The organism is Burkholderia pulmonis (assembly GCF_984667975.1).
Map to the genome: position 1 here is coordinate 1213006 of NZ_OZ480188.1, position 20653 is coordinate 1233658.

14 protein-coding genes, 2 tRNA genes and 3 rRNA genes are annotated in these 20653 nt (G+C 61.8%); 4 read left to right on the forward strand and 15 right to left on the reverse strand.

Translation table 11 applies throughout. The features are described from left to right. Window positions 1-55: 55 nt before the first annotated feature. The gene (locus AC5LXK_RS36920) at window positions 56-1306 is read left to right on the forward strand and encodes an SMI1/KNR4 family protein (RefSeq protein ID WP_493394562.1); all 1251 of its coding nucleotides are present in this window, start codon (window positions 56-58) and stop codon (window positions 1304-1306) included. Between the two features lie 33 nt (window positions 1307-1339). Here the strand turns inward: AC5LXK_RS36920 and AC5LXK_RS36925 are convergent, their stop codons facing one another. From AC5LXK_RS36925 to AC5LXK_RS36935, 3 genes are all read right to left on the reverse strand, one after another. Then, the gene (locus AC5LXK_RS36925; protein ID WP_493394563.1) at window positions 1340-2737 is read right to left on the reverse strand and encodes a purine-cytosine permease family protein; all 1398 of its coding nucleotides are present in this window, start codon (window positions 2735-2737) and stop codon (window positions 1340-1342) included. A gap of 293 nt (window positions 2738-3030) precedes the next feature. Beyond that, complete coding sequence (locus tag AC5LXK_RS36930; protein ID WP_493394564.1) at window positions 3031-4422, reverse strand: aspartate aminotransferase family protein; 1392 nt, start codon at window positions 4420-4422, stop codon at window positions 3031-3033. An 81-nt stretch (window positions 4423-4503) separates the two neighbouring features. Continuing rightward, complete coding sequence (locus tag AC5LXK_RS36935) at window positions 4504-6009, reverse strand: aldehyde dehydrogenase (protein ID WP_493394565.1); 1506 nt, start codon at window positions 6007-6009, stop codon at window positions 4504-4506. Window positions 6010-6393: 384 nt separating this feature from the next. Here AC5LXK_RS36935 and AC5LXK_RS36940 point away from each other — a divergent pair, with 384 nt between their 5' ends. Together AC5LXK_RS36940 and AC5LXK_RS36945 are read left to right on the forward strand one after the other, a co-directional pair. Next, on the forward strand, window positions 6394-6993 hold the full coding sequence (locus AC5LXK_RS36940; protein ID WP_493394566.1) for a hypothetical protein: 600 nt from the start codon (window positions 6394-6396) through the stop codon (window positions 6991-6993). A 60-nt stretch (window positions 6994-7053) separates the two neighbouring features. After that, the gene (locus AC5LXK_RS36945) at window positions 7054-7425 is read left to right on the forward strand and encodes a nuclear transport factor 2 family protein (RefSeq protein WP_493394567.1); all 372 of its coding nucleotides are present in this window, start codon (window positions 7054-7056) and stop codon (window positions 7423-7425) included. Window positions 7426-7683: 258 nt separating this feature from the next. Here AC5LXK_RS36945 and AC5LXK_RS36950 read toward each other — a convergent pair whose 3' ends face one another. The 10 genes from AC5LXK_RS36950 to AC5LXK_RS36995 form a co-directional block, all read right to left on the reverse strand. Next, on the reverse strand, window positions 7684-9513 hold the full coding sequence (locus tag AC5LXK_RS36950) for a methyl-accepting chemotaxis protein (RefSeq protein ID WP_493394568.1): 1830 nt from the start codon (window positions 9511-9513) through the stop codon (window positions 7684-7686). 415 nt (window positions 9514-9928) lie between these two features. Further along, entirely contained in the window at window positions 9929-10645 is a 717-nt protein-coding gene (locus tag AC5LXK_RS36955; protein WP_493394569.1) for an O-methyltransferase, read from the reverse strand. A 105-nt stretch (window positions 10646-10750) separates the two neighbouring features. Continuing rightward, entirely contained in the window at window positions 10751-11047 is a 297-nt protein-coding gene (locus tag AC5LXK_RS36960; protein ID WP_493394570.1) for a 4Fe-4S dicluster domain-containing protein, read from the reverse strand. Window positions 11048-11049: 2 nt separating this feature from the next. Beyond that, window positions 11050-11367, reverse strand: coding sequence for a hypothetical protein (locus AC5LXK_RS36965; RefSeq protein ID WP_493394571.1), 318 nt, complete (start codon window positions 11365-11367; stop codon window positions 11050-11052). A 12-nt stretch (window positions 11368-11379) separates the two neighbouring features. Then, on the reverse strand, window positions 11380-11961 hold the full coding sequence (locus AC5LXK_RS36970) for an RNA polymerase sigma factor (RefSeq protein ID WP_493394572.1): 582 nt from the start codon (window positions 11959-11961) through the stop codon (window positions 11380-11382). A gap of 816 nt (window positions 11962-12777) precedes the next feature. Beyond that, window positions 12778-12890 (reverse strand): 5S ribosomal RNA (gene rrf, locus AC5LXK_RS36975). 188 nt (window positions 12891-13078) lie between these two features. Further along, a 23S ribosomal RNA gene (locus AC5LXK_RS36980) occupies window positions 13079-15960 on the reverse strand. 349 nt (window positions 15961-16309) lie between these two features. Continuing rightward, window positions 16310-16385 (reverse strand) — tRNA-Ala (locus tag AC5LXK_RS36985). Between the two features lie 40 nt (window positions 16386-16425). Continuing rightward, window positions 16426-16502, reverse strand: a tRNA-Ile gene (locus AC5LXK_RS36990). A gap of 62 nt (window positions 16503-16564) precedes the next feature. Further along, a 16S ribosomal RNA gene (locus AC5LXK_RS36995) occupies window positions 16565-18097 on the reverse strand. The 16S, 23S and 5S rRNA genes sit together here with 2 tRNA genes alongside, the layout of an rRNA operon. A gap of 645 nt (window positions 18098-18742) precedes the next feature. Here AC5LXK_RS36995 and AC5LXK_RS37000 point away from each other — a divergent pair. Then, on the forward strand, window positions 18743-19180 hold the full coding sequence (locus AC5LXK_RS37000) for an ATPase (protein ID WP_493394573.1): 438 nt from the start codon (window positions 18743-18745) through the stop codon (window positions 19178-19180). 184 nt (window positions 19181-19364) lie between these two features. Here the strand turns inward: AC5LXK_RS37000 and AC5LXK_RS37005 are convergent, their stop codons facing one another. Together AC5LXK_RS37005 and AC5LXK_RS37010 are read right to left on the reverse strand one after the other, a co-directional pair. Further along, entirely contained in the window at window positions 19365-20051 is a 687-nt protein-coding gene (locus AC5LXK_RS37005) for a DUF429 domain-containing protein (RefSeq protein WP_493394574.1), read from the reverse strand. A gap of 9 nt (window positions 20052-20060) precedes the next feature. After that, entirely contained in the window at window positions 20061-20585 is a 525-nt protein-coding gene (locus tag AC5LXK_RS37010) for an HD domain-containing protein (protein WP_493394575.1), read from the reverse strand. Window positions 20586-20653 lie beyond the last annotated feature (68 nt).

Sequence of the window (20653 nt, forward strand, 5' to 3'; positions counted from 1 at the left end):
CTTCGCCCCCTGAACGAACGCGGACATCCGATCAATCCTCACCGCTTCCGCTCCGATGCAAGCCACCGTCTTTTCCGATGCCGAACTAGCCGACCTGCGCGCGCACGGCATCGTGCTGTTTGCCGGCCGCGTGATCCACGACGCGCAGCCGCCGATGCCGGCCGACCAGATCGCAGCCGTGCAGGCTTGCTGTGACGGCGACATTCCGCCCGCCTTGCTGGACCTGTGGCGCATCACGGCCGGCGGCAGTCTCGACTACGACCTGACGCTGGACATGAACGGCCATGTCGAGGGGATCAGCTGGGGCGAACTGTTCTACAACGGCAGCGACGGCTACCGTGACCTGCAGGGCTGGATCGACCACGAACTCGAACGGGCCGAGGAAGCCGCCGAGGAGAACGCGCAGCCCTGGAGCGGCCGGATCGGCGTGCTGCCGTTCGGCGGATTCGAGTATTGCGACCGGATCTACATCGTGACCGAACCCGGTGCCGCGGATTGCGGCCACGTGCTCGCGTGGAAGCAGGGGCTGCCGCCCGCGTGGCGCGGCGCGATGCACGACGACGGCCTCGCGACGATCGCACCCGACCTGTACGCGGCATTCGGCGCGCTGCAGCTCCATGCCGATCCGCTGGCACCCGGCGGCGAAGGCGGCACCGGCGACATGTTGCTCGAATACGTCGACGCACGCCGCAGCGATCACGGCCTGCCGGCACCGCTGGCCGACAAGCTGATCGCGTTCTATCGCGAGGCCGTGATCGACTGGCGCACGCCGCTCGCCGACGGCACGCTCGCCGCGCAACCGGTACTCGCGCGCCACGCACTACGACAGGCGATCGACCTCGACGACGCTGCACTCACCGCACAACTCGCGTCGCTCGTCGCGAATCTCGGCACGGCAGTCGCCGGCAGTTCGATGCCGACCGACTATGGGCTGCAACGCAAGAAATTTGCCGCCGCCGCCTTGCTCGAATCGGGTGCGCCGGTCGCGCCGGATGCGCTGGCATCCGCGTCCGGCAACGTGCCCGCCGCGCTGATGCGCGCGCTGCTCGACGCCGGCGTGCAGCCGGATGCCGACGCAATGGCGCGCTGCGTGGCCGGCGGCGGCGCCGACAGCGCGCGCCTGATCGGCGCAGCCCTGTCGGCACGAGGTATCGATGCAGTCGCCGCCTACCGGGCAGCAAGCGAGGCGCTGCTGCACACGCTCGCCGCCGACATCCGCAAGGTTCGCGCCGGCAAGCTCAGCCACTACCTCGGGCTCGACGGGCTCGAAGCACACGCCGAACGCCTGCGGACATTCGTGCCGTAACGTTACGCAGGAGCCGGCCCCCCCAACAAACACTCAGTCCGCGCGTGCGGCGACACCCGGCAGCGGCCGCGAGAACAGCTTGCAACCCGCGTAGTAGACCAGCGACGTCAGCGACAACCCGACGATCCACGATATGTCCGCGCCGCCGAGCCGGCTTGCCAGTTCGCCCGTGTAGAGGTCGGTCGCCATGAACGGCGCCTGTGCGACGATGCCGATCAGGTAGGACCCGACGGCGATCGTATTGAAGCGCCCGTAAATGCCGCCGTCCTGCCGGAAGAACGAATCGACGTCGTACTCGCCGTGACACACGAGGTAGTAGTCGACGAGATTGATCGCGGTCCACGGCACGAGCACGTACAGCAGCAGCAGGATGAAGTTCGTGTAGCCGGCGAGGAAATTGTCCTGCCCGAACAGCGCGATCGCGAGCGCGATACCGCACAGGACGATCGCGGTGATCGCCCGCGCCCGCGCCTTGCCCGACCACGACGGAAAGAGCGTCTGCAGCACGGTGATGGCCGACAGCGCGCCGCAATACAGCTCCATCGCGTTGCTGGCGGCGATGCCGAACGACAGCACGACGATCACGAGCACACTGATGCCTTGCGTGAGACCCGTGAGGCCGCTCACCACGTTGCCGTCGGGCGTCGCGAGGCCGACCAGGCAGCCGAGCAGCATCGGGAAGAACGAGCCGAGCACGCAGCCCCAGTAGCTCGACCAGAACGCGGTGCGCGGGCCCGTATCGGGCGGCAGATAGCGCGAATAGTCCGATACGTAGGGCGCATACGCGATCTGCCACAGTGCGGCGACCGACATCGCACCGAGAAAGCCGGACAGGTTCAGCGAATGCTTCGAGAACGTGTCGCCCGGCAGCCCGTGCACGAAGATGATCCACACGAACGCCAGCACCAGCACGCTGCCCGAGCACCAGCTCAGCAGCCGTGCATACGCGTGGATCAGCTTGTAGCCGTAGATCGAGCCGAGCAGGCTGATCAGTCCGATCACGACGACGCCGGCATCGAGCGGAATGGCGGCACTCAGGCTGTGCAGCGCCTGCCCGCCGAACACGCAGTTCGACGCGAAGAAGCCGACATACATCACGACGACCAGCCCGACCACGAGCAGTGCGCCGAACGACCCGAACTGCCCGCGCGTCTGGATCATCTGCGGCACGCCGAGCTGCGGCCCCTGCGCGGAATGCAGCGCCATGAAGACCGCGCCGATCAGGCTCCCGGTGAGCGTCGCGAGCGCGGCCCACCAGAACGGCTGCTTGAACACCGTCGTCGCGAGCGATCCGGTGACGATCGTCAGCATCATGATGTTCGACCCGAACCAGATCGTGAACAGATCCTTCGCGCTGCCGTGCCGCTCGGTCAGCGGAATCGGCTGGATGGTGCTTTCCTCGAGATGAGCAATGGACTCGCCCTGACTCATTTCGTCTCCTTGTTGATGTCGTGATGTGTGTCGATTCACGGGCAGCGGTATCGATCGGGCGCGCCGGGCCGGTCCGCATGAAGCGTGCGAGCCTCGCCCAGAATCGATTTGTCATTCGCATTACTGATTAATTGACGTTCGACGATACGCAATATCGTCGAATCGCTGCCCCGGATACCCGGTCTTCAACCTCCCGGATGGCTGCGCCTGAAACGGCAGGAAGCCAGCCGGTTTCCGCAGCGAAACGCGCTTTCTCCCGTCAGTCGCAGGACGAAAGCGCGTCGCCTGACCGGTCAGCAGTCGATCCCGAGCACTTCGCGCGCGGTGGCATCCACCGCCTTGCGCATCGTGCCGACCAGTTCGTCGATCTGCGCATGGTCGATCACCAGCGGCGGCGCGACGATCAGGCGGCCGTTCGTCGAACGCACGATCGCGCCGAGTTCGAAGCCGACCGTCCGGCTGTGCCAGGTCAGGTCGGCCTCGTTCGCGAAACGCTCGCGCGTCGCCTTGTTCTTCGCGAACTGGATCGCGCCGACCGCCCCCACGCCCTGGATCTCGCCGACGAGCGGATGGCCGTCGAACGCATCACGCAGCGCCTTCTGCAGATACGGGCCCGTATCCGTCTTCGTCCGCTCGACGAGCCCTTCGCGTTCGAGCACGTCGAGGTTCGCCAGCGCGACCGCAGCCGCGACCGGGTGCCCCGAATAGGTCAACCCGTGCGCATAGACGCCGCCCTTGTCGACCAGCGCATCGCCGACGCGCCGGCTCATGATCAGGCCGCCCATCGGCACATAGCCCGAGGTCAGGCCCTTGGCCATGCAGATCAGGTCCGGCTCGAAGCCGAAGTGACGGTGCGCGAACCACTCGCCGGTCCGGCCGAAGCCGCCGATCACCTCGTCCGCGCAGAGCAGCACGTCGTACTGCCGGCAGATACGCTCGATCTCCTGCCAGTAGCCGTCCGGCGGGAAGATCATCCCGCCTGCGCCCTGGAACGGCTCGGCGACGAACGCGGCGACACGGTCCGCGCCGATCTCGAGGATCTTGCGCTCGAGCGACAGCGCCGCCTGCCTGCCGAACGCCTCGGGGCTCAGGTCGCCGCCGTTCGCGTACCAGTAGGGTTCGTCGACGTGCGTGACGTTCGGAATCGGCAGGTCGCCCATTTCGTGCATGAACGCCATGCCGCCCAGCGATGCGCTGCCGACCGTCGACCCGTGGTAACCGTTCACGCGGCCGATCAGCACCTTCTTCTCCGGCTTGCCCATCACGTCCCAGAAGCGCCGCACCGTGCGGATCAGCACTTCGTTCGATTCGGAACCCGAATTGGTATACACGACGTGACTGAAGCGATTGCCGAGCAGCGCGAACAACCGCTCCGACAGCTCGATCACCGACGGGTGCGTCGTGTGAAAGAACATGTTGTAGTAGGACAGTTCCTTCATCTGCCGCGCGGCGGCATCGATCAGCTCAGGTCGGCCATAGCCGACGTTGGTGCACCACAGCCCGGACATGCCGTCCAGATAGCGGTTGCCGTCGTTGTCCCATAGATGGACACCTTCGCCGCGTACCATCACGCGCGCGCCTTCCTGGTTCAGCGCCTTCTGGTCGACGAATGCATGCAGGTGATGCGCGGCGTCGCTGCGTTGATAGTCCTGCGTCGTACGATGCGGAAAGTTGGGCGCATTCATGGGCGAGTCTCCGGTTCGTTGTATGGATGAAAAGCGTTGACGTATAGCGCGGCGCGGCCGTTGGCGGCCTGCCGCATCGAATCAGTAACTGATCCAGGTCGTCTTCAGTCCCGTGTACTTGTCGATCGCGTGCAGCGACAGGTCGCGGCCGAAGCCCGACTGGCGGAACCCGCCGAACGGCGTCTGCGCGCTCAGCGCATCGACGGTATTCACGGACACCGTGCCGGCGCGCAGCCTGCCCGATACGCGATGCGCGCGCCGCAGGCTGCCGGTCCACACCGACGCGGCGAGGCCGTAGATCGAATCGTTCGCGAGCCGGACGGCCTCGTCCTCGGTGTCGAACGCCATCACCGACAGCACGGGCCCGAAGATCTCCTCGCGGGCGATCGCATCGTCATGCTTCACGTCGATGAAGATCGTCGGCTCGATGAAGTAACCTTTCCCGTCGACACGCGGGGCACCGCCACCGATCGCGAGCGTCGCACTGTCGCGGCCGCGCGCGATCCATTCGCGCACGCGCCGGTGCTGCTGTTCGTCGACAATGGCGCCCATCCCGCTCGCCGGGTCGAGCGGATCGCCCGGCATGAACGCGGCCGCATGCGAGATCAGCCGGTCGACGAACGCGTCGTGGATCGAGCGCTGGACCAGCAGCCGCGAGTTCGCGGAACACACCTCGCCCTGGTTGAAGAAGATGCCGAAGCACGCCTTGCGCGCGGCAAGGTCGAGATCGTCCGTATCGTCGAAGACGAGGTTCGGGCTCTTGCCGCCGCACTCGAGCCACACCTGCTTCATGTTCGACTGCGCGGCGTATTCGAGGAATTTCTTGCCGACGGCCGTCGATCCCGTGAATGCGAGCACGTCGACATCAGGATGCAGACCGAGCGCGCGCCCCGCCGTCTCGCCGTAGCCCGGCACGACGTTCAGCACGCCGGGCGGCAAACCGGCTTCGAGCGCCAGCTCCGCGAGACGCAGCGCGGACAGCGGCGATTGTTCCGCCGGCTTCAGCACGACGCTGTTGCCGGCCGCGAGTGCCGGCGCCACCTTCCACGCAACCATGTCGAGCGGGAAATTCCACGGCACGACCGCGCCGACCACGCCCAGCGGCTCGCGCGTGACGACCGCGAGGTTGCCGGGGTCGGTCGACGCGACTTCGCCATGCAGCTTGTCGACCGCTTCGCCGTACCAGCCGAACAGGCCGCCTGCGGCCGGCACGTCGATACTGAACGCGTCGGCAACGCGCTTGCCCATGTCGAGCGAATCGAGCAGCGCCAGCTCTTCGCCGTGCGCTGCGACGAGTTCGCCGAGCCGGCACAGCACGCGCTTGCGCTCGGCCGGCGCGCAGCGCGACCAGGCACCGGATTCGAACGCGCTGCGCGCGGCGCGCACCGCGTCGTCGATGTCCGGCGCGTCGCACGACGCGACTTCCGCGATGACGGCTTCGGTCGCCGGATTGATCGTGGCGAACGTCCGGCCGCTTCGCGCCGGCACGCTGCGGCCGCCGATATGCGCGAGCGTTCTCGGGATGACCTGCGCCGCGAGACGTCTCCAGTCCGCGTGCCGATGGGGTTCTGCTGAAGTTGGGTTCATTCAAGACTCCGTTGTGACGACCAGGCGCTTGTGCGTTGTTCTCCACCTGGATTCGACCCGACGAAAGTGCCCGCAGGCACGACCGAAGTGCATGTCAGCCGTGCTGCGCAGCCGTCGTCCGGTTGGCAAACTGTCGGTCATCAAAAAGAGATTTGAAAGAACAGTTTTTCTTCTCACTGAAGAGGTTATTTCTATCCATTCGACCGTCGTGCAGTGGGTTTTCCTGCCGCCTGGCCACCCCGGAAACGTTTGTTGGTGTCCGGGCGCTGCGGCACTCCGGCGCGATGCGCACGTCAGGCACGCGGCGAGACGCGCTGCACCCGACGTTGCGCCCCGATCCGTCAGACCACATACTGGCCGGCAAATCCGAGCGAGGTTGCGTCGATGGTGAGTGTCGATCAGGGAGCCGCTTCGATCTTTGGCGTGGCCGGAACTGCCGTGTCCTTGCTGGCGGCGATTCCGTACGCGCTTGCGATCTACCGGCGCACCGTTCGCCCGCATCTGTTCACGTGGCTCGTGTGGTCGGTCGTCACGGCGATCGCGGCGGCCGGCCAGTTCGCGGCCGGCGCGGGGCCGTCCGCATGGTGCACGGCGGCGATTGCCGTCACGTGCTTCCTGACGCTGGTCGCCAGCCTGTTTCGCGGCGAACGCGGCTGGACGCCCGTCGACTGGTTTTTCCTGTGTGCGGCGCTGTCGGCCATTCCGCTGTGGATGCTGACCGACGATCCGACGGTCTCGATCTGCCTGGTCACGCTGATCGAGCTTGCCGGCCTCGGCCCGACCGTGCGCAAGACGATCCGCGATCCGTGGAGCGAGAGCCTCGCCTATTTCGCGCTGTGCGTGCTCAAGTACGCGCTGGCGTTGCTGGCACTGAGTATGTGGAATGTGGCGGTCGCGTTCTATCCGGCCGTCAACTTCATCGCGTCGATCGGCATCTGCCTGGTGATGCTGATTCGGCGTCAGGTGTTATCGAGCGTGCGGTAGGCGTCGCTGGCCGCCGCATGTCGACACCCCCCTTCTTCCAGGATCATGCGAGGACCCGACATGGACGCAATCCGTACCGTCATCGAACCCTGCGAAGCCGCGCTTCGCGCAGCGATGCTGACCAGCGACGTCGATGCGCTCGACGCGCTGCTGGACGACGCGCTGATATTCACCGTCCCGGCCGGGCAGGTCATCTCGAAGGAAGACGATCTGGCCGCGCATCGCGCGAAGCTTCTGCGCCTGGAAAAACTCGACGTCCACGACATGCACGCATGTGCGATCGACGAGATGATCCTGACCACGACGCGAGCAACCCTCGCCGGTCATTTCAATGGCGCGGCGTTCGACGGCACGTTTGCCTATACGCGCCTCTGGCGCCGCTCGGCCGCCGGCTGGCGCGTCGTCGCCGGGCATGCATCGCAGGTCATGTAGGCCCCGCCCGATTCCGGCTGTCCGGGCATTCACGTGCGCGTGAAATTCCCCGCCAACGCGGGCAACCTGGAACCGGAACCGGCGCGCTCGTTATCGATGCGTTGCAGGATCGAAGGGCGGATACCCGTCGCGGGTCACGTCCATTTCAGCCTGTCGATGGAGGCGGTGCCGCGTCTGCGTGCATCAACCTCGAAGGCGTACGTGAAGGATGCTGCGCCCACCCGTGTCGCGGATGGGCGCAGCCGGTAGCGCGCCTCGTCACGCGGGCTGCAACACCGATGCGCGCTTGTCCTCGAGCTTGAACTCGCCGACCGTCTGCGCGAGCCTGGCGGCCTGTTCGCGCAGCAACGTCGCCGCGGCCGCCGACTGCTCGACGAGCGCCGCATTCTGCTGGGTCGCATTGTCGAGCTGCGACACGGCCTGATTCACCTGCTCGAGCCCCGTGCTCTGTTCCTTCGCGGCGACGGTTATTTCGGCGATCACGCCCGTGATGCCGCGCACGCCCTCGACGATTTCATCCATCGTCGCGCCGGCCGTCTGGACGAGTCCGGAGCCCCCCTCGATCTTCTCGACCGACGAGTGGATCAACTGCTTGATCTCCTTGGCGGCCTGCGCGCTGCGCTGCGCGAGTGCGCGCACCTCACCCGCGACCACCGCAAAGCCGCGGCCGTGCTCGTTCGCACGCGCTGCCTCGACGGCGGCGTTCAACGCGAGAATGTTGGTCTGGAACGCGATGCCGTCGATCACGCCGACGATGTTGGCGATCTCGCCGGACGCCTGCGTGATGTCGTTCATCGTCGAGACGACCTCGCTCACGACCGAGCCGCCGCGCAGCGCGACATTCGACGCGGATTCCGCCAGGCGGCTCACCTGGCTTGCGGCATCGGCCGAGTTGCGGGCCGTGCCGGCAATTTCCTCAAGCGCGGCGGCCGTTTCCTGCAGGCTCGACGCCGCATGTTCGGTCCGGCTCGACAGATCCTGGTTGCCCTGCGCGATCTCGGCGCTCGCGACGTTGACGGATTCGCTGAATTCGCGAATCTGCAGCAGGATCGTGCTGATCTTTTCGGCGAACAGGTTGAATGCGTGCGCGATCTGCGCGGCTTCGTCCGTGCCGTCGGCAGGCAGGCGTTTCGTCAGGTCGCCGCTGCCGCTCGACACGTCCGTGAGCGCATCGCGAACCAGCAGAATGCGTTTGAAGGCCGCGTTCGTCATCGCACCGACGAGCGCCGCCGCGATGACGGCCACGATCAGGATCGCCGCCAGCGTCGTCATCGCGACCGCACGCATGCCGGCCGTCACGTCGCCCTTGTCGAGCGCGAGCACCAGCGACCAGTCGGTGCCGGCGATCGGTTGCGCGCGCACCAGCTTGGTGGCGCCGTCGATGTCGACCGCGACGGGGGCCGACGCCGTTTGCAGCGCGCCGAGGTGATCGGCATCGAGCGCGGGCGAAAGGCCGGTCGCAGGCTTCATGATCAGGTCGGTCTTGGCCGACGCGATCACGCGCCCGCTCTTGTCGACCAGGAACGCGAAGCTCGCCGGTGTCGGGTGAACGGAGGTGACGATCGCGCTCACGCTCTCCATGAACAGGCTGGCAGCCAGCACGCCCTTCACGGTACCGTCGCGCACCACGGGCACCGCGAACGCCACCGCCGGCTTGCCCGTCGTCGCATCGCGGTAGAGTGCCGTCACGACCAGTTGGCCCGCGCTGACGGCCTGCTTGTACCAGGGCCGTGCGGTCGGGTCGTAGCCGGGCGCGAGCGGGACGTTCGAGAATGCGGTCTTGTCCGGCAGGCCGAGCGTCAGCACCTCGAAGCCGCCCGACTTGCCGAGCAGCTTCAACGCCGGCAGCGGATCGCCTTCGCCGATCGCGATCGTGTCCGCGAGTGCCTGGGTTTCCCGTCCCCTGCTGGCTACCCATTCGTTGATCGCCAGCGCGTGGCCGGCGAGGATCGACTTGTGGTTCTGGTCGATGGTCTCGTCGTTGTGGTTCTTGACGACGTAATAGACCAGGCCCCCTGTCACGGCCAGCGCCGTCACCACGATGGCGACGCAGGTCGCCAGTATCCGAGCACGAATCGAGGACAGCATGATGACTTCGATCTCCGTTACTGCGTTATTGGAATGGGGTCGCCGAAAAGCGGCAACGTCTGTTTAACGACAGCCGTTGCGGGAACTTAAGGCCTGACTGGCCAGACCAGTTTGAATCGGAGATCGGCGAGACTGCGGAGCCGGGAGAAGACACGGTCGATTCTGCAAGGCCGGACGCTCATGCCGACTGCCTGTGCAACGCAGAGAGGCGTCTTGATGAACGGGCGACGACCTTCGGGATACCCGGAAGGCTGCCATGTGCTGGCTCGACGAAGGGCTGAAGGCTGGAAATCAGGTGTCCGGGCGGACACCTGAGCGCTGTTCCGGATTTCGTTCGCGCGGCCACATCGATCTTTGACGGTGCGCTTCCTTCAGCCGGGAATCCCGCGGCAGGCGTCCTTCGACGCCCCCCCACTCAAGCAACGACGACGGTAAATTCGATCCCCGATTCGAATTCCAGCGTCGTGGTCGAAAACCGCGGATCGTCGTCGAGGTAGCGCTTGTATGGTCGAACGGCGTCCTCGGCCGTGTACATGTTGTCGGCCAGTACGACCGATCCCGGGCGCAGCAGGGGTTCGATCTGCCTGAACAGTTTCAGATAGACATCGGCCCATACGTCGATGAACACCATGTCGAAGGGCCCGTCCAGCTCGGCGACGGTCTCGAATACGTCGCCCTCCCGCACGTCGACATACGCGTCCAGGCCGGCTGTTTTGACGTGATCGCGCAAATGCGTGCACTTGAGCGCATCGCACTCGGTCGCGACGACCACGCCGCGGCCCAACGTCCGCAGCGCCTCGGCGAAATACAGGGTGGACACGCCACAGGAACTGCCGAGCTCGAGAATCCTGGCCGGCCGCTGCGAGAGCACCATGTTGCGCAGGAATCGTCCCGTTTCCGCCGACACGGCCAACGACAGCGGGCTGCCGTCCGACGACGCGAAGTCTTCGCTCGACAGCCCGAGCATGTCGAGAAACCGCCCTCGCAACCGGGGAGCAAGGGCCTCGTATTCGTCGCCGAGCGTCAGGAACACCTCGTCCGAGCCCTGGAACTGCCTGCGTGCACGGGCGATGATTTCGGCCCGGCTCTCTTCATGAAGGCGTTCCAGAAGAGCATTGGTGGATGAAACCATGTGCATCCCTTGCTGAGATTGATGAGGCTAACGACGTATCCGGCCGCGGCCCTGGCCGTCAGGCTTCCTGCGCGATGGCCTTGTCGTCGACGAACCCGGGCGATGTCATGTCCTTCGGGAGAGCGTGATCGCGCGTTCGGGGCACGCCGTCACGCACAGTCCGCATGACCGGCAGGCGTGCGCATTCGGCGTATAGGCGACTTTCATTCCATGCACGCGCTGTTTCAGGCGATGCATCAGATCGAGTCCGGCGTAATCGGCCCTGTCGATGCGGCGGATCTCGAACACGTTCTCCGGGCAAACGGTGACGCAATCCCCCTTGCCTTCGCAGCGCTTCAGGTCGACGATCGGCACAATCACACCCGGCTTCTGCTTGCAGTCGGCCGTTGATTTCTCGCGCACGTTCACTCTCCCGCGGGACGGTTGGCACCGGATCGCCACGCGGCCCGAAAACGCTCGCGCTCTTCGGGCGTCATCGCTTCCCACTTGCGCCAGTGGCGCCGACCGCGCCAGCCGCGGTGTCCGTGGTGTCCGCGGAAGCCGCCGAACAGAATGCGGCTCAACACGAGGAGGCCCAGCGCGCGGGCGAAGTCGATCGTCCGGGCGCCGACGAATAGCGCCGGAATCACCCAGTTCCAGAGCATCATGACGACCCATCCGAGCACACCTATCGCGACCACCACGAGCAGCGCCTTGCCCGCACATCTGATTCGAAAATTCATTCGCCGACTCCTCTAGATATCCAGTTCGTCATAAATGGGCTGCAGTCGGGCGCGCAGATGCAGGACCGCATAGCGTTTGCGCGCGAGCAGGGTATTCAGTGCGATACCGCTTTGCGCGGCCATCTCCTTGAAGGAGCGCCCCTCCAGTTCATGCGCGATGAAGACCTCACGCTGATCCGGCGGCAATTCGTCGAGCGCATCCTGCAAGGCCTTGAGCACCAGCGTGCGAGCGTAGAGGGCTTCGGGGCCGGCATCGTGTGCCGGCAGCGCGAGGTCGAGGCGATACTCGCCGCTCGCTTCGTCCTCGGCCTCGAACAGGTCGGCCAGCGGTTGCTCCTTCTTTTTGCGAAACCGGTCGATGATGCGGTTCCGCGCGGCACGGAAAAGCCACGCGCTCGCCTGTTCGATCGGCGCAGGAAGTCGATAAGCCTGCACGAACTCGTGAAACACATCCTGCAGAATGTCTTCGGCATCGTCCGGGTCGCGGATCCGGCGCCGGATGAAGTTCACTAGCCTCGTTCGTTCACGCATCACTGTCGCTGTGATGTCGCGGTCTGGGTCGGTCATCATGGGCGAAGTGGGTGGCGATTCCATGCATCTGAAGACGTTTCACGCGACCGAATATTGTGGCGTGTGTGAAAAATCTGCGGCTCAACGAATCGGCGGTGCGGTAATACGGTTCGACGCAGCCAGGCTACGGAAGCACGGGTTGCAGCCGGCCCTGTAAGACGGGCTCGTGGCGACAGACGATGCCGCCTGACGCCATTTCCGCCGCACCGCTTCCCGCTGACACTGCGTGAACGATCCCAAGAGGATAACTGCGAAGATTTTCGTTTTTTGCCGAGAAGAGGTGCACGGGCACTGGCAAGACGCTCGAGCCGAAGACGCGCCACGGAAATGTGCAACGGCGCACGATCTTTTGACAGCGTTGATCAAAGATTGTCGGCGGCAAGCACGGCCCAGCGCATCGGCTCGGTGCAGTCGTCAGCAGCGGCAGCGGGCGGTAACTTCGTGAACAGTCAGACCAGAGAGCGATACGGGTCGATGCCGTTCGCCTGGCACGTCTGGACGATGGAGTACGGGTAGATCAAGCAGGATGGCTGCGTCAGAAGACGGCATTTTACGAGCATTGTCGACGAACGTCGCTCATCATCGGCCATCACAATATCACCGCTGAATGCGGCGACATCGGCCGGATGTCGGCTGACTGGGGATCGCTGTAGTCCGTGGAAGGACGTGTCAGGGGATTTTGGTGGTGTCTGGTGACCGGGAATCGCTCTGGAACGGAGCTTGAATCGACGTCCCCAGCGCCGCAGCGGTGGTCACGTTGTGCTTGGCCGCTCCACACGCATTTCCGTCGCACCAATGCAAAAACCCCCGCCTTTCGGGCGGGGGTTCTTGGCTTAGGGAGCCTGACGATTACCTACTTTCACACGGGAATCCGCACTATCATCGGCGTAGAGTCGTTTCACGGTCCTGTTCGGGATGGGAAGGGGTGGGACCGACTCGCTATGGTCATCAGGCAAAGAGGGTTGTTGTGCTGACTTCGCAGCACAACCAATCTTGGAAGAAGCAGTAATTTGGTTGGGTTGTGAGGTTGTATCTCACACATATGCGGTACTTCAACCGCAGTACATCGAGCGCCTCGCACTCGATGCTCGACATTCGTACAGCGCTGAAGCGCTAACGACTGTCGAGACAGACTTGTTATAGGATCAAGCCTTACGGGCAATTAGTATCAGTTAGCTGAACGCATTACTGCGCTTACACACCTGACCTATCAACGTCCTGGTCTCGAACGACCCTTCAAGGGGATCTAGTCCCCAGGGATATCTCATCTTAAGGCGAGTTTCCCGCTTAGATGCTTTCAGCGGTTATCTCTTCCGAACATAGCTACCCGGCGATGCCACTGGCGTGACAACCGGTACACCAGAGGTTCGTCCACTCCGGTCCTCTCGTACTAGGAGCAGCCCCCTTCAAATATCCAACGCCCACGGCAGATAGGGACCAAACTGTCTCACGACGTTTTAAACCCAGCTCACGTACCTCTTTAAATGGCGAACAGCCATACCCTTGGGACCGGCTACAGCCCCAGGATGAGATGAGCCGACATCGAGGTGCCAAACACCGCCGTCGATATGAACTCTTGGGCGGTATCAGCCTGTTATCCCCAGAGTACCTTTTATCCGTTGAGCGATGGCCCTTCCATACAGAACCACCGGATCACTATGACCTGCTTTCGCACCTGCTCGACTTGTCGGTCTCGCAGTTAAGCACGCTTATGCCATTGCACTATCAGCACGATTTCCGACCGTACCTAGCGTACCTTCGTACTCCTCCGTTACGCTTTGGGAGGAGACCGCCCCAGTCAAACTGCCTACCATGCACTGTCCCCGACCCGGATCACGGGCCAAGGTTAGAACCTCAAACAAACCAGGGTGGTATTTCAAGGACGGCTCCACCGAAACTAGCGTTCCGGTTTCATAGCCTCCCACCTATCCTACACAGATCGGTTCAAAGTCCAATGCAAAGCTACAGTAAAGGTTCATGGGGTCTTTCCGTCTAGCCGCGGGTAGATTGCATCATCACAAACACTTCAACTTCGCTGAGTCTCGGGAGGAGACAGTGTGGCCATCGTTACGCCATTCGTGCAGGTCGGAACTTACCCGACAAGGAATTTCGCTACCTTAGGACCGTTATAGTTACGGCCGCCGTTTACCGGGACTTCAATCAAGAGCTTGCACCCCATCATTTAATCTTCCGGCACCGGGCAGGCGTCACACCCTATACGTCCACTTTCGTGTTTGCAGAGTGCTGTGTTTTTATTAAACAGTCGCAGCCACCAGTTTATTGCAACCCCTTCACCCTCTGCCCGCAGGGGCATCAAGCTACAAGGGCGTACCTTATCCCGAAGTTACGGTACCAATTTGCCGAGTTCCTTCTCCCGAGTTCTCTCAAGCGCCTTAGAATACTCATCTCGCCCACCTGTGTCGGTTTGCGGTACGGTCATTGTTAAACTGAAGCTTAGAGGCTTTTCTTGGAACCACTTCCAATTGCTTCGCTTCCTAAGAAGCTCGCGCCACACCCTTGAATTCCGCACCCGGATTTGCCTAAGTGCCTTCTCCAATGCAGCGACCGGGACTTCCAACACCCGGACAACCTTCCGCGATCCGTCCCCCCATCGCATTTAACAATGGTGCAGGAATATTGACCTGCTTCCCATCAGCTACGCATTTCTGCCTCGCCTTAGGGGCCGACTCACCCTACGCCGATGAACGTTGCGTAGGAAACCTTGGGCTTACGGCGAGGGGGCCTTTCACCCCCTTTATCGCTACTCATGTCAGCATTCGCACTTCCGATACCTCCAGCACGCTTTTCAACGCACCTTCGCAGGCTTACGGAACGCTCTCCTACCATGCGTGCAAAGCACGCATCCGCAGCTTCGGTATATAGCTTAGCCCCGTTACATCTTCCGCGCAGGACGACTCGATCAGTGAGCTATTACGCTTTCTTTAAAGGATGGCTGCTTCTAAGCCAACCTCCTGACTGTTTTAGCCTTCCCACTTCGTTTCCCACTTAGCTATATTTGGGGACCTTAGCTGGCGGTCTGGGTTGTTTCCCTCTTGACACCGGACGTTAGCACCCGATGTCTGTCTCCCGTGATTGCACTCTTCGGTATTCGGAGTTTGCTATGGCGGGGTAATCTGCAATAGACCCCCCAACCATGACAGTGCTCTACCCCCGAAGGTGAGACACGAGGCACTACCTAAATAGTTTTCGGAGAGAACCAGCTATTTCCAAGTTTGTTTAGCCTTTCACCCCTATCCACAGCTCATCCCCTAACTTTTCAACGTTAGTGGGTTCGGACCTCCAGTACGTGTTACCGCACCTTCATCCTGGCCATGGATAGATCACTTGGTTTCGGGTCTACGCCCAGCAACTGAACGCCCTATTCGGACTCGCTTTCGCTACGCCTGCCCTATACGGTTAAGCTTGCTACTGAACGTAAGTCGCTGACCCATTATACAAAAGGTACGCCGTCACCCCTTTCGAGGCTCCGACTGTTTGTATGCATGCGGTTTCAGGATCTATTTCACTCCCCTCCCGGGGTTCTTTTCACCTTTCCCTCACGGTACTGGTTCACTATCGGTCGATCACGAGTATTTAGCCTTGGAGGATGGTCCCCCCATCTTCAGACAGGATTTCACGTGTCCCGCCCTACTTGTCGCACACCTAGTTCTTTCATACTGTTTTCGCCTACGGGGCTATCACCCGCTATGGCCGCACTTTCCAGAGCGTTCGGCTAACAATACAAATAAAGAGTGCAAGGCTCATCCCATTTCGCTCGCCACTACTTTGGGAATCTCGGTTGATTTCTTTTCCTGCGGTTACTTAGATGTTTCAGTTCACCGCGTTCGCTTCACATGGCCTATGTATTCAGCCATGGATACTCCAAAAGGAGTGGGTTTCCCCATTCGGACATCTACGGATCAAAGCTTGTTTGCCAGCTCCCCGTAGCTTTTCGCAGGCTACCGCGTCCTTCATCGCCTGTGATCGCCAAGGCATCCACCACATGCACTTGTTCGCTTGACCCTATAACGAGTCTGTCTCATCTTTCGACGCTACAGTCGCTACAGGTTGAGTTCTCGCATTTGTGCCGTATTCCAATTGATGTCGGTCCGGCGTTAGCGCTTTAGCGCTTACGCTGGCCCCACTCCCGAAGGGAGTAGACCCGAATCATCTTGAGATACATCGATACAATCACAACCCGGATAGTTTTCACGTCCATCTCATAGACGCTTCCGCTATCCAAATTACTTACTTCTTCCAGATTGTTAAAGAACGACAGCCGATATGGTGTTACTCATATCACTCTGACTGGCTCAATCGCCAATGACAAAGACTCGAACATCGCTTCGTTCGAACGCTTGTCATTGAAGATTGGTGGAGGCAGACGGGATCGAACCGACGACCCCCTGCTTGCAAAGCAGGTGCTCTCCCAGCTGAGCTATGCCCCCATGTACAGGTTTCCTCAGGGTGTACCGCCAGATAAGACGGTGGTGGGTCTGGTTGGATTCGAACCAACGACCCCCGCCTTATCAAGACGGTGCTCTAACCGACTGAGCTACAGACCCCTGAGTCTGTCTTTAATTTACAGCCGATAAGCGTGAGCGCTCAACTTTGCGAGAAGCTCTAGAAAGGAGGTGATCCAGCCGCACCTTCCGATACGGCTACCTTGTTACGACTTCACCCCAGTCATGAATCCTACCGTGGTGACCGTCCTCCTTGCGGTTAGACTAGCCACTTCTGGTAAAACCCACTCCCATGGTGTGACGGGCGGTGTGTACAAGACCCGGGAACGTATTCACCGCGGCATGCTGATCCGCGATTACTAGCGATTCCAGCTTCATGCACTCGAGTTGCAGAGTGCAATCCGGACTACGATCGGTTTTCTGGGATTAGCTCCCCCTCGCGGGTTGGCAACCCTCTGTTCCGACCATTGTATGACGTGTGAAGCCCTACCCATAAGGGCCATGAGGACTTGACGTCATCCCCACCTTCCTCCGGTTTGTCACCGGCAGTCTCCTTAGAGTGCTCTTGCGTAGCAACTAAGGACAAGGGTTGCGCTCGTTGCGGGACTTAACCCAACATCTCACGACACGAGCTGACGACAGCCATGCAGCACCTGTGTATCGGTTCTCTTTCGAGCACTTCCACCTCTCAGCGGAATTCCGACCATGTCAAGGGTAGGTAAGGTTTTTCGCGTTGCATCGAATTAATCCACATCATCCACCGCTTGTGCGGGTCCCCGTCAATTCCTTTGAGTTTTAATCTTGCGACCGTACTCCCCAGGCGGTCAACTTCACGCGTTAGCTACGTTACTAAGGAAATGAATCCCCAACAACTAGTTGACATCGTTTAGGGCGTGGACTACCAGGGTATCTAATCCTGTTTGCTCCCCACGCTTTCGTGCATGAGCGTCAGTATTGGCCCAGGGGGCTGCCTTCGCCATCGGTATTCCTCCACATCTCTACGCATTTCACTGCTACACGTGGAATTCTACCCCCCTCTGCCATACTCTAGCTTGCCAGTCACCAATGCAGTTCCCAGGTTGAGCCCGGGGATTTCACATCGGTCTTAACAAACCGCCTGCGCACGCTTTACGCCCAGTAATTCCGATTAACGCTCGCACCCTACGTATTACCGCGGCTGCTGGCACGTAGTTAGCCGGTGCTTATTCTTCCGGTACCGTCATCCCCCGACCGTATTAGGGCCAAGGATTTCTTTCCGGACAAAAGTGCTTTACAACCCGAAGGCCTTCTTCACACACGCGGCATTGCTGGATCAGGCTTTCGCCCATTGTCCAAAATTCCCCACTGCTGCCTCCCGTAGGAGTCTGGGCCGTGTCTCAGTCCCAGTGTGGCTGGTCGTCCTCTCAGACCAGCTACTGATCGTCGCCTTGGTAGGCCTTTACCCCACCAACTAGCTAATCAGCCATCGGCCAACCCTATAGCGCGAGGCCCGAAGGTCCCCCGCTTTCATCCGTAGATCGTATGCGGTATTAATCCGGCTTTCGCCGGGCTATCCCCCACTACAGGACATGTTCCGATGTATTACTCACCCGTTCGCCACTCGCCACCAGGTGCAAGCACCCGTGCTGCCGTTCGACTTGCATGTGTAAGGCATGCCGCCAGCGTTCAATCTGAGCCAGGATCAAACTCTTCAGTTTAAACCTGTTACTGTTTTCGGTTCAGTTAAGAACCGGTCGCTCACTCAAAGCTGACAGGAATATGAATCACTTCATAAACCTGACTTACTTTAGTGTGAGACTCTTGATACTTTCGCTATCTGATCCGAAGATCAGCTCGCTTCCATCAAGCGCCCACACTTATCGGCTGTTAATTTTTAAAGAGCATTTCTGCGAGAAACTTCGTGTTTCTCAGCAGTGCTGCGTTTTCAGCAGCAGAGAAGCGAGATTATGAACCGTGTTTCGCAGCTCGTCAACAACTTTTTACACTACATCGTTGCGACTGCGGGGCTCAACTTTCGTACCGCCGAGGCCGTTACCACCAAGCCCCAACAGCACTGCTTCCCTTCCCTCCCGCGCTGCGTTTCCGTTAGCGCGAAAGAGGCGTGATTCTAAGCATCCGCCCGCGTCTCCGCAAGCCCCTTTGTGAAGAAAGTTTGAAAAAACCCTCGTGCGCTGACGCGCACGAGGGCTTGGGGTTCGGCGGACGCGAATCGCGACGCCGGCAGCGCTCCCTAGATATGACGTATGCGCCACCTCCCTTCTATATAGGAGATCGCGGAACGGACGAAGAACCTGGCGCGGTCGAGTATCATGCCGCGACCGAACCACGCACTCATATCGACGATGGACAGCACGACTCAATCCGGCGACGCCGATCTTCGCGACGAATATGCAGCGCTGCGCGAGCGCGCCACCCTGTTGGAAGAGCAAGCGCCGCCGCTTCTTCAGCGCATCTCGGATGTATTGCCGCGCATCAGCGGCGAGTCGGAACTGGCGGACGAGCATCGCGAGCGCCTCGTCGGCGCACGCAACGCGGCGATGGTATCGATCGAAAACTATCAGCAGGCCATCCCGTTCCTGCAGACGGCCGACTCGATCATCGAGCAACTGGACAAGACGCCCGAGCGCGACGAAGACATCGAGTGGCGTGAATCGCTGCTGCAACGGCTCGACGAGTTGATCGACGTCGCGGTCGTGATGATCGACGATGCGGAAGACTACTTAGATCAGGCACAAGCCTGCGATCTGTCCAGCGTGCCGAAATCCATCCTCGAAGACTGAACCCCGCCAACCGGATCGCACGGTGCACCGGCTTCACGTCGCGTGCACCCGCCAGACCTGATCCGTGCCGGCCACCACTGACCGGCACCTTCATCGCAACACCCGCCGCATCGCTCCCGCAAAAGCTCACCTGAACACGGCAGCTTTCCTGCGATCACCGTCCGCCCGGAGCCGAACGTCCCAACTACGGCGCATCGAGCACGATCGTCTCGCTGACGATCGGCACGCGGATATAGCCGCCCTCCGCATCGCCATATGCATGCGCGTTCCCGTCGATCACGTATTGGGCGGTCAACGCGCAAAGCGTCGCGTCTCGCGCATCGACGGAGCGCAGCGTCGACACGTCGATCCCCAGCCGCTCCAGCAATTTCAGGCGCTGCGTCCGCTTCAGCTTCGCCGACGCAACGGTTTTGCCCAGCATCGCGCAGGTAATCGCGTACGGATAGGTTTCGAAACTCGCGCGACCGCCGGCATAGTGCGCATCGGTCAGCAACGGATAGGCATCCGCGAGTGCACGGTAGACGCGCTCCCCCATGAACATCCAGTCGAAGAAGCCCGACGTGCTTGCAACGGCCTGCTCCCGCGACGGCGTCGGAAAGCACGAGATCCGCTCACGCGCGAGCGCCTGTTCGGCGGCCCGGCGGCCGACGCCTGTCCACCACAGGCTCGGGGCGTCGACGCCGACGGCCACGACGTCATGGGCCATACATAGTGCGGGCACCGCCTCGGGTGCGATCCGCGCTTCGCGACAGACGACCGTCGACTCGCGCAGGATCACGAGATCGCACAGCTTCCTGTCGCCACCGACATCGACGCCCGCCACGGCAGCCGAGTGCCGCACGGCAGATCCGACCGATCGGGCCGATGCCATGCCTGAATCTCAGTCTGCCGGCCGCGCGGCATACGCGGTGTCGAAGATCGCCTCGAGGCCGGGATGCACGCCGCGCAGTTGATCGACGACCGACTTCGCCCAGTCGAAGTACGCCTGCTTGCGCTCGAGCGGCCAGTCCGCGGGCGGATGCCGTGCAATGTCGCGCAGGTTGCAGATCTTGTCGGCCAGCTTCACGAGCTTCGCGCGCCGGCTGATGGAGGCCGCATGCTCGATCTGCATGCGCTTGCGTTCGTCCTTCGGCAACGACTTGTCGTCGGTCACCTCCATCACGATGTCCGCCACATCCTTGCCGAACAGCCGCAGCAACTCCTGCTCGGTCGTCTCCGTATCCTCGACCGTGTCGTGCAGCACGGCCGCGACGATCACGCGTTCGTCCTCGACGCCCGCTTCGTTGGCCAGTACGTCGGCGAGCGCGATCGGATGATTGATGTACGGCGACGCCTCTTCATCCTTGCGCCGCTGATTGCGATGCTTGTCCGCCGCGAACGCGATGGCGGCTACCAGCTTTTTCATGTTTACCCCTCGTGTGGCCAGACCCGCGACCGGTTGAACCGGCCGCGTGCGTTTCGGAACCGCTCATA

Bases quoted from the DNA above. Each gene is read 5' to 3' on its own strand.
- AC5LXK_RS36930 (WP_493394564.1), bottom strand. From the start codon at position 4,422: ATGAATGCGCCCAACTTTCCGCATCGTACGACGCAGGACTATCAACGC.
- AC5LXK_RS37005 (WP_493394574.1), bottom strand. From the start codon at position 20,051: ATGGCATCGGCCCGATCGGTCGGATCTGCCGTGCGGCACTCGGCTGCC.
- AC5LXK_RS36950 (WP_493394568.1), bottom strand. From the start codon at position 9,513: ATGCTGTCCTCGATTCGTGCTCGGATACTGGCGACCTGCGTCGCCATC.
- AC5LXK_RS36940 (WP_493394566.1), top strand. From the start codon at position 6,394: ATGGTGAGTGTCGATCAGGGAGCCGCTTCGATCTTTGGCGTGGCCGGA.
- AC5LXK_RS36970 (WP_493394572.1), bottom strand. From the start codon at position 11,961: ATGGAATCGCCACCCACTTCGCCCATGATGACCGACCCAGACCGCGAC.
- AC5LXK_RS36955 (WP_493394569.1), bottom strand. From the start codon at position 10,645: ATGGTTTCATCCACCAATGCTCTTCTGGAACGCCTTCATGAAGAGAGC.
- AC5LXK_RS36935 (WP_493394565.1), bottom strand. From the start codon at position 6,009: ATGAACCCAACTTCAGCAGAACCCCATCGGCACGCGGACTGGAGACGT.
- AC5LXK_RS36925 (WP_493394563.1), bottom strand. From the start codon at position 2,737: ATGAGTCAGGGCGAGTCCATTGCTCATCTCGAGGAAAGCACCATCCAG.
- AC5LXK_RS36965 (WP_493394571.1), bottom strand. From the start codon at position 11,367: ATGAATTTTCGAATCAGATGTGCGGGCAAGGCGCTGCTCGTGGTGGTC.
- AC5LXK_RS36920 (WP_493394562.1), top strand. From the start codon at position 56: ATGCAAGCCACCGTCTTTTCCGATGCCGAACTAGCCGACCTGCGCGCG.
- AC5LXK_RS36945 (WP_493394567.1), top strand. From the start codon at position 7,054: ATGGACGCAATCCGTACCGTCATCGAACCCTGCGAAGCCGCGCTTCGC.
- AC5LXK_RS37000 (WP_493394573.1), top strand. From the start codon at position 18,743: ATGGACAGCACGACTCAATCCGGCGACGCCGATCTTCGCGACGAATAT.
- AC5LXK_RS37010 (WP_493394575.1), bottom strand. From the start codon at position 20,585: ATGAAAAAGCTGGTAGCCGCCATCGCGTTCGCGGCGGACAAGCATCGC.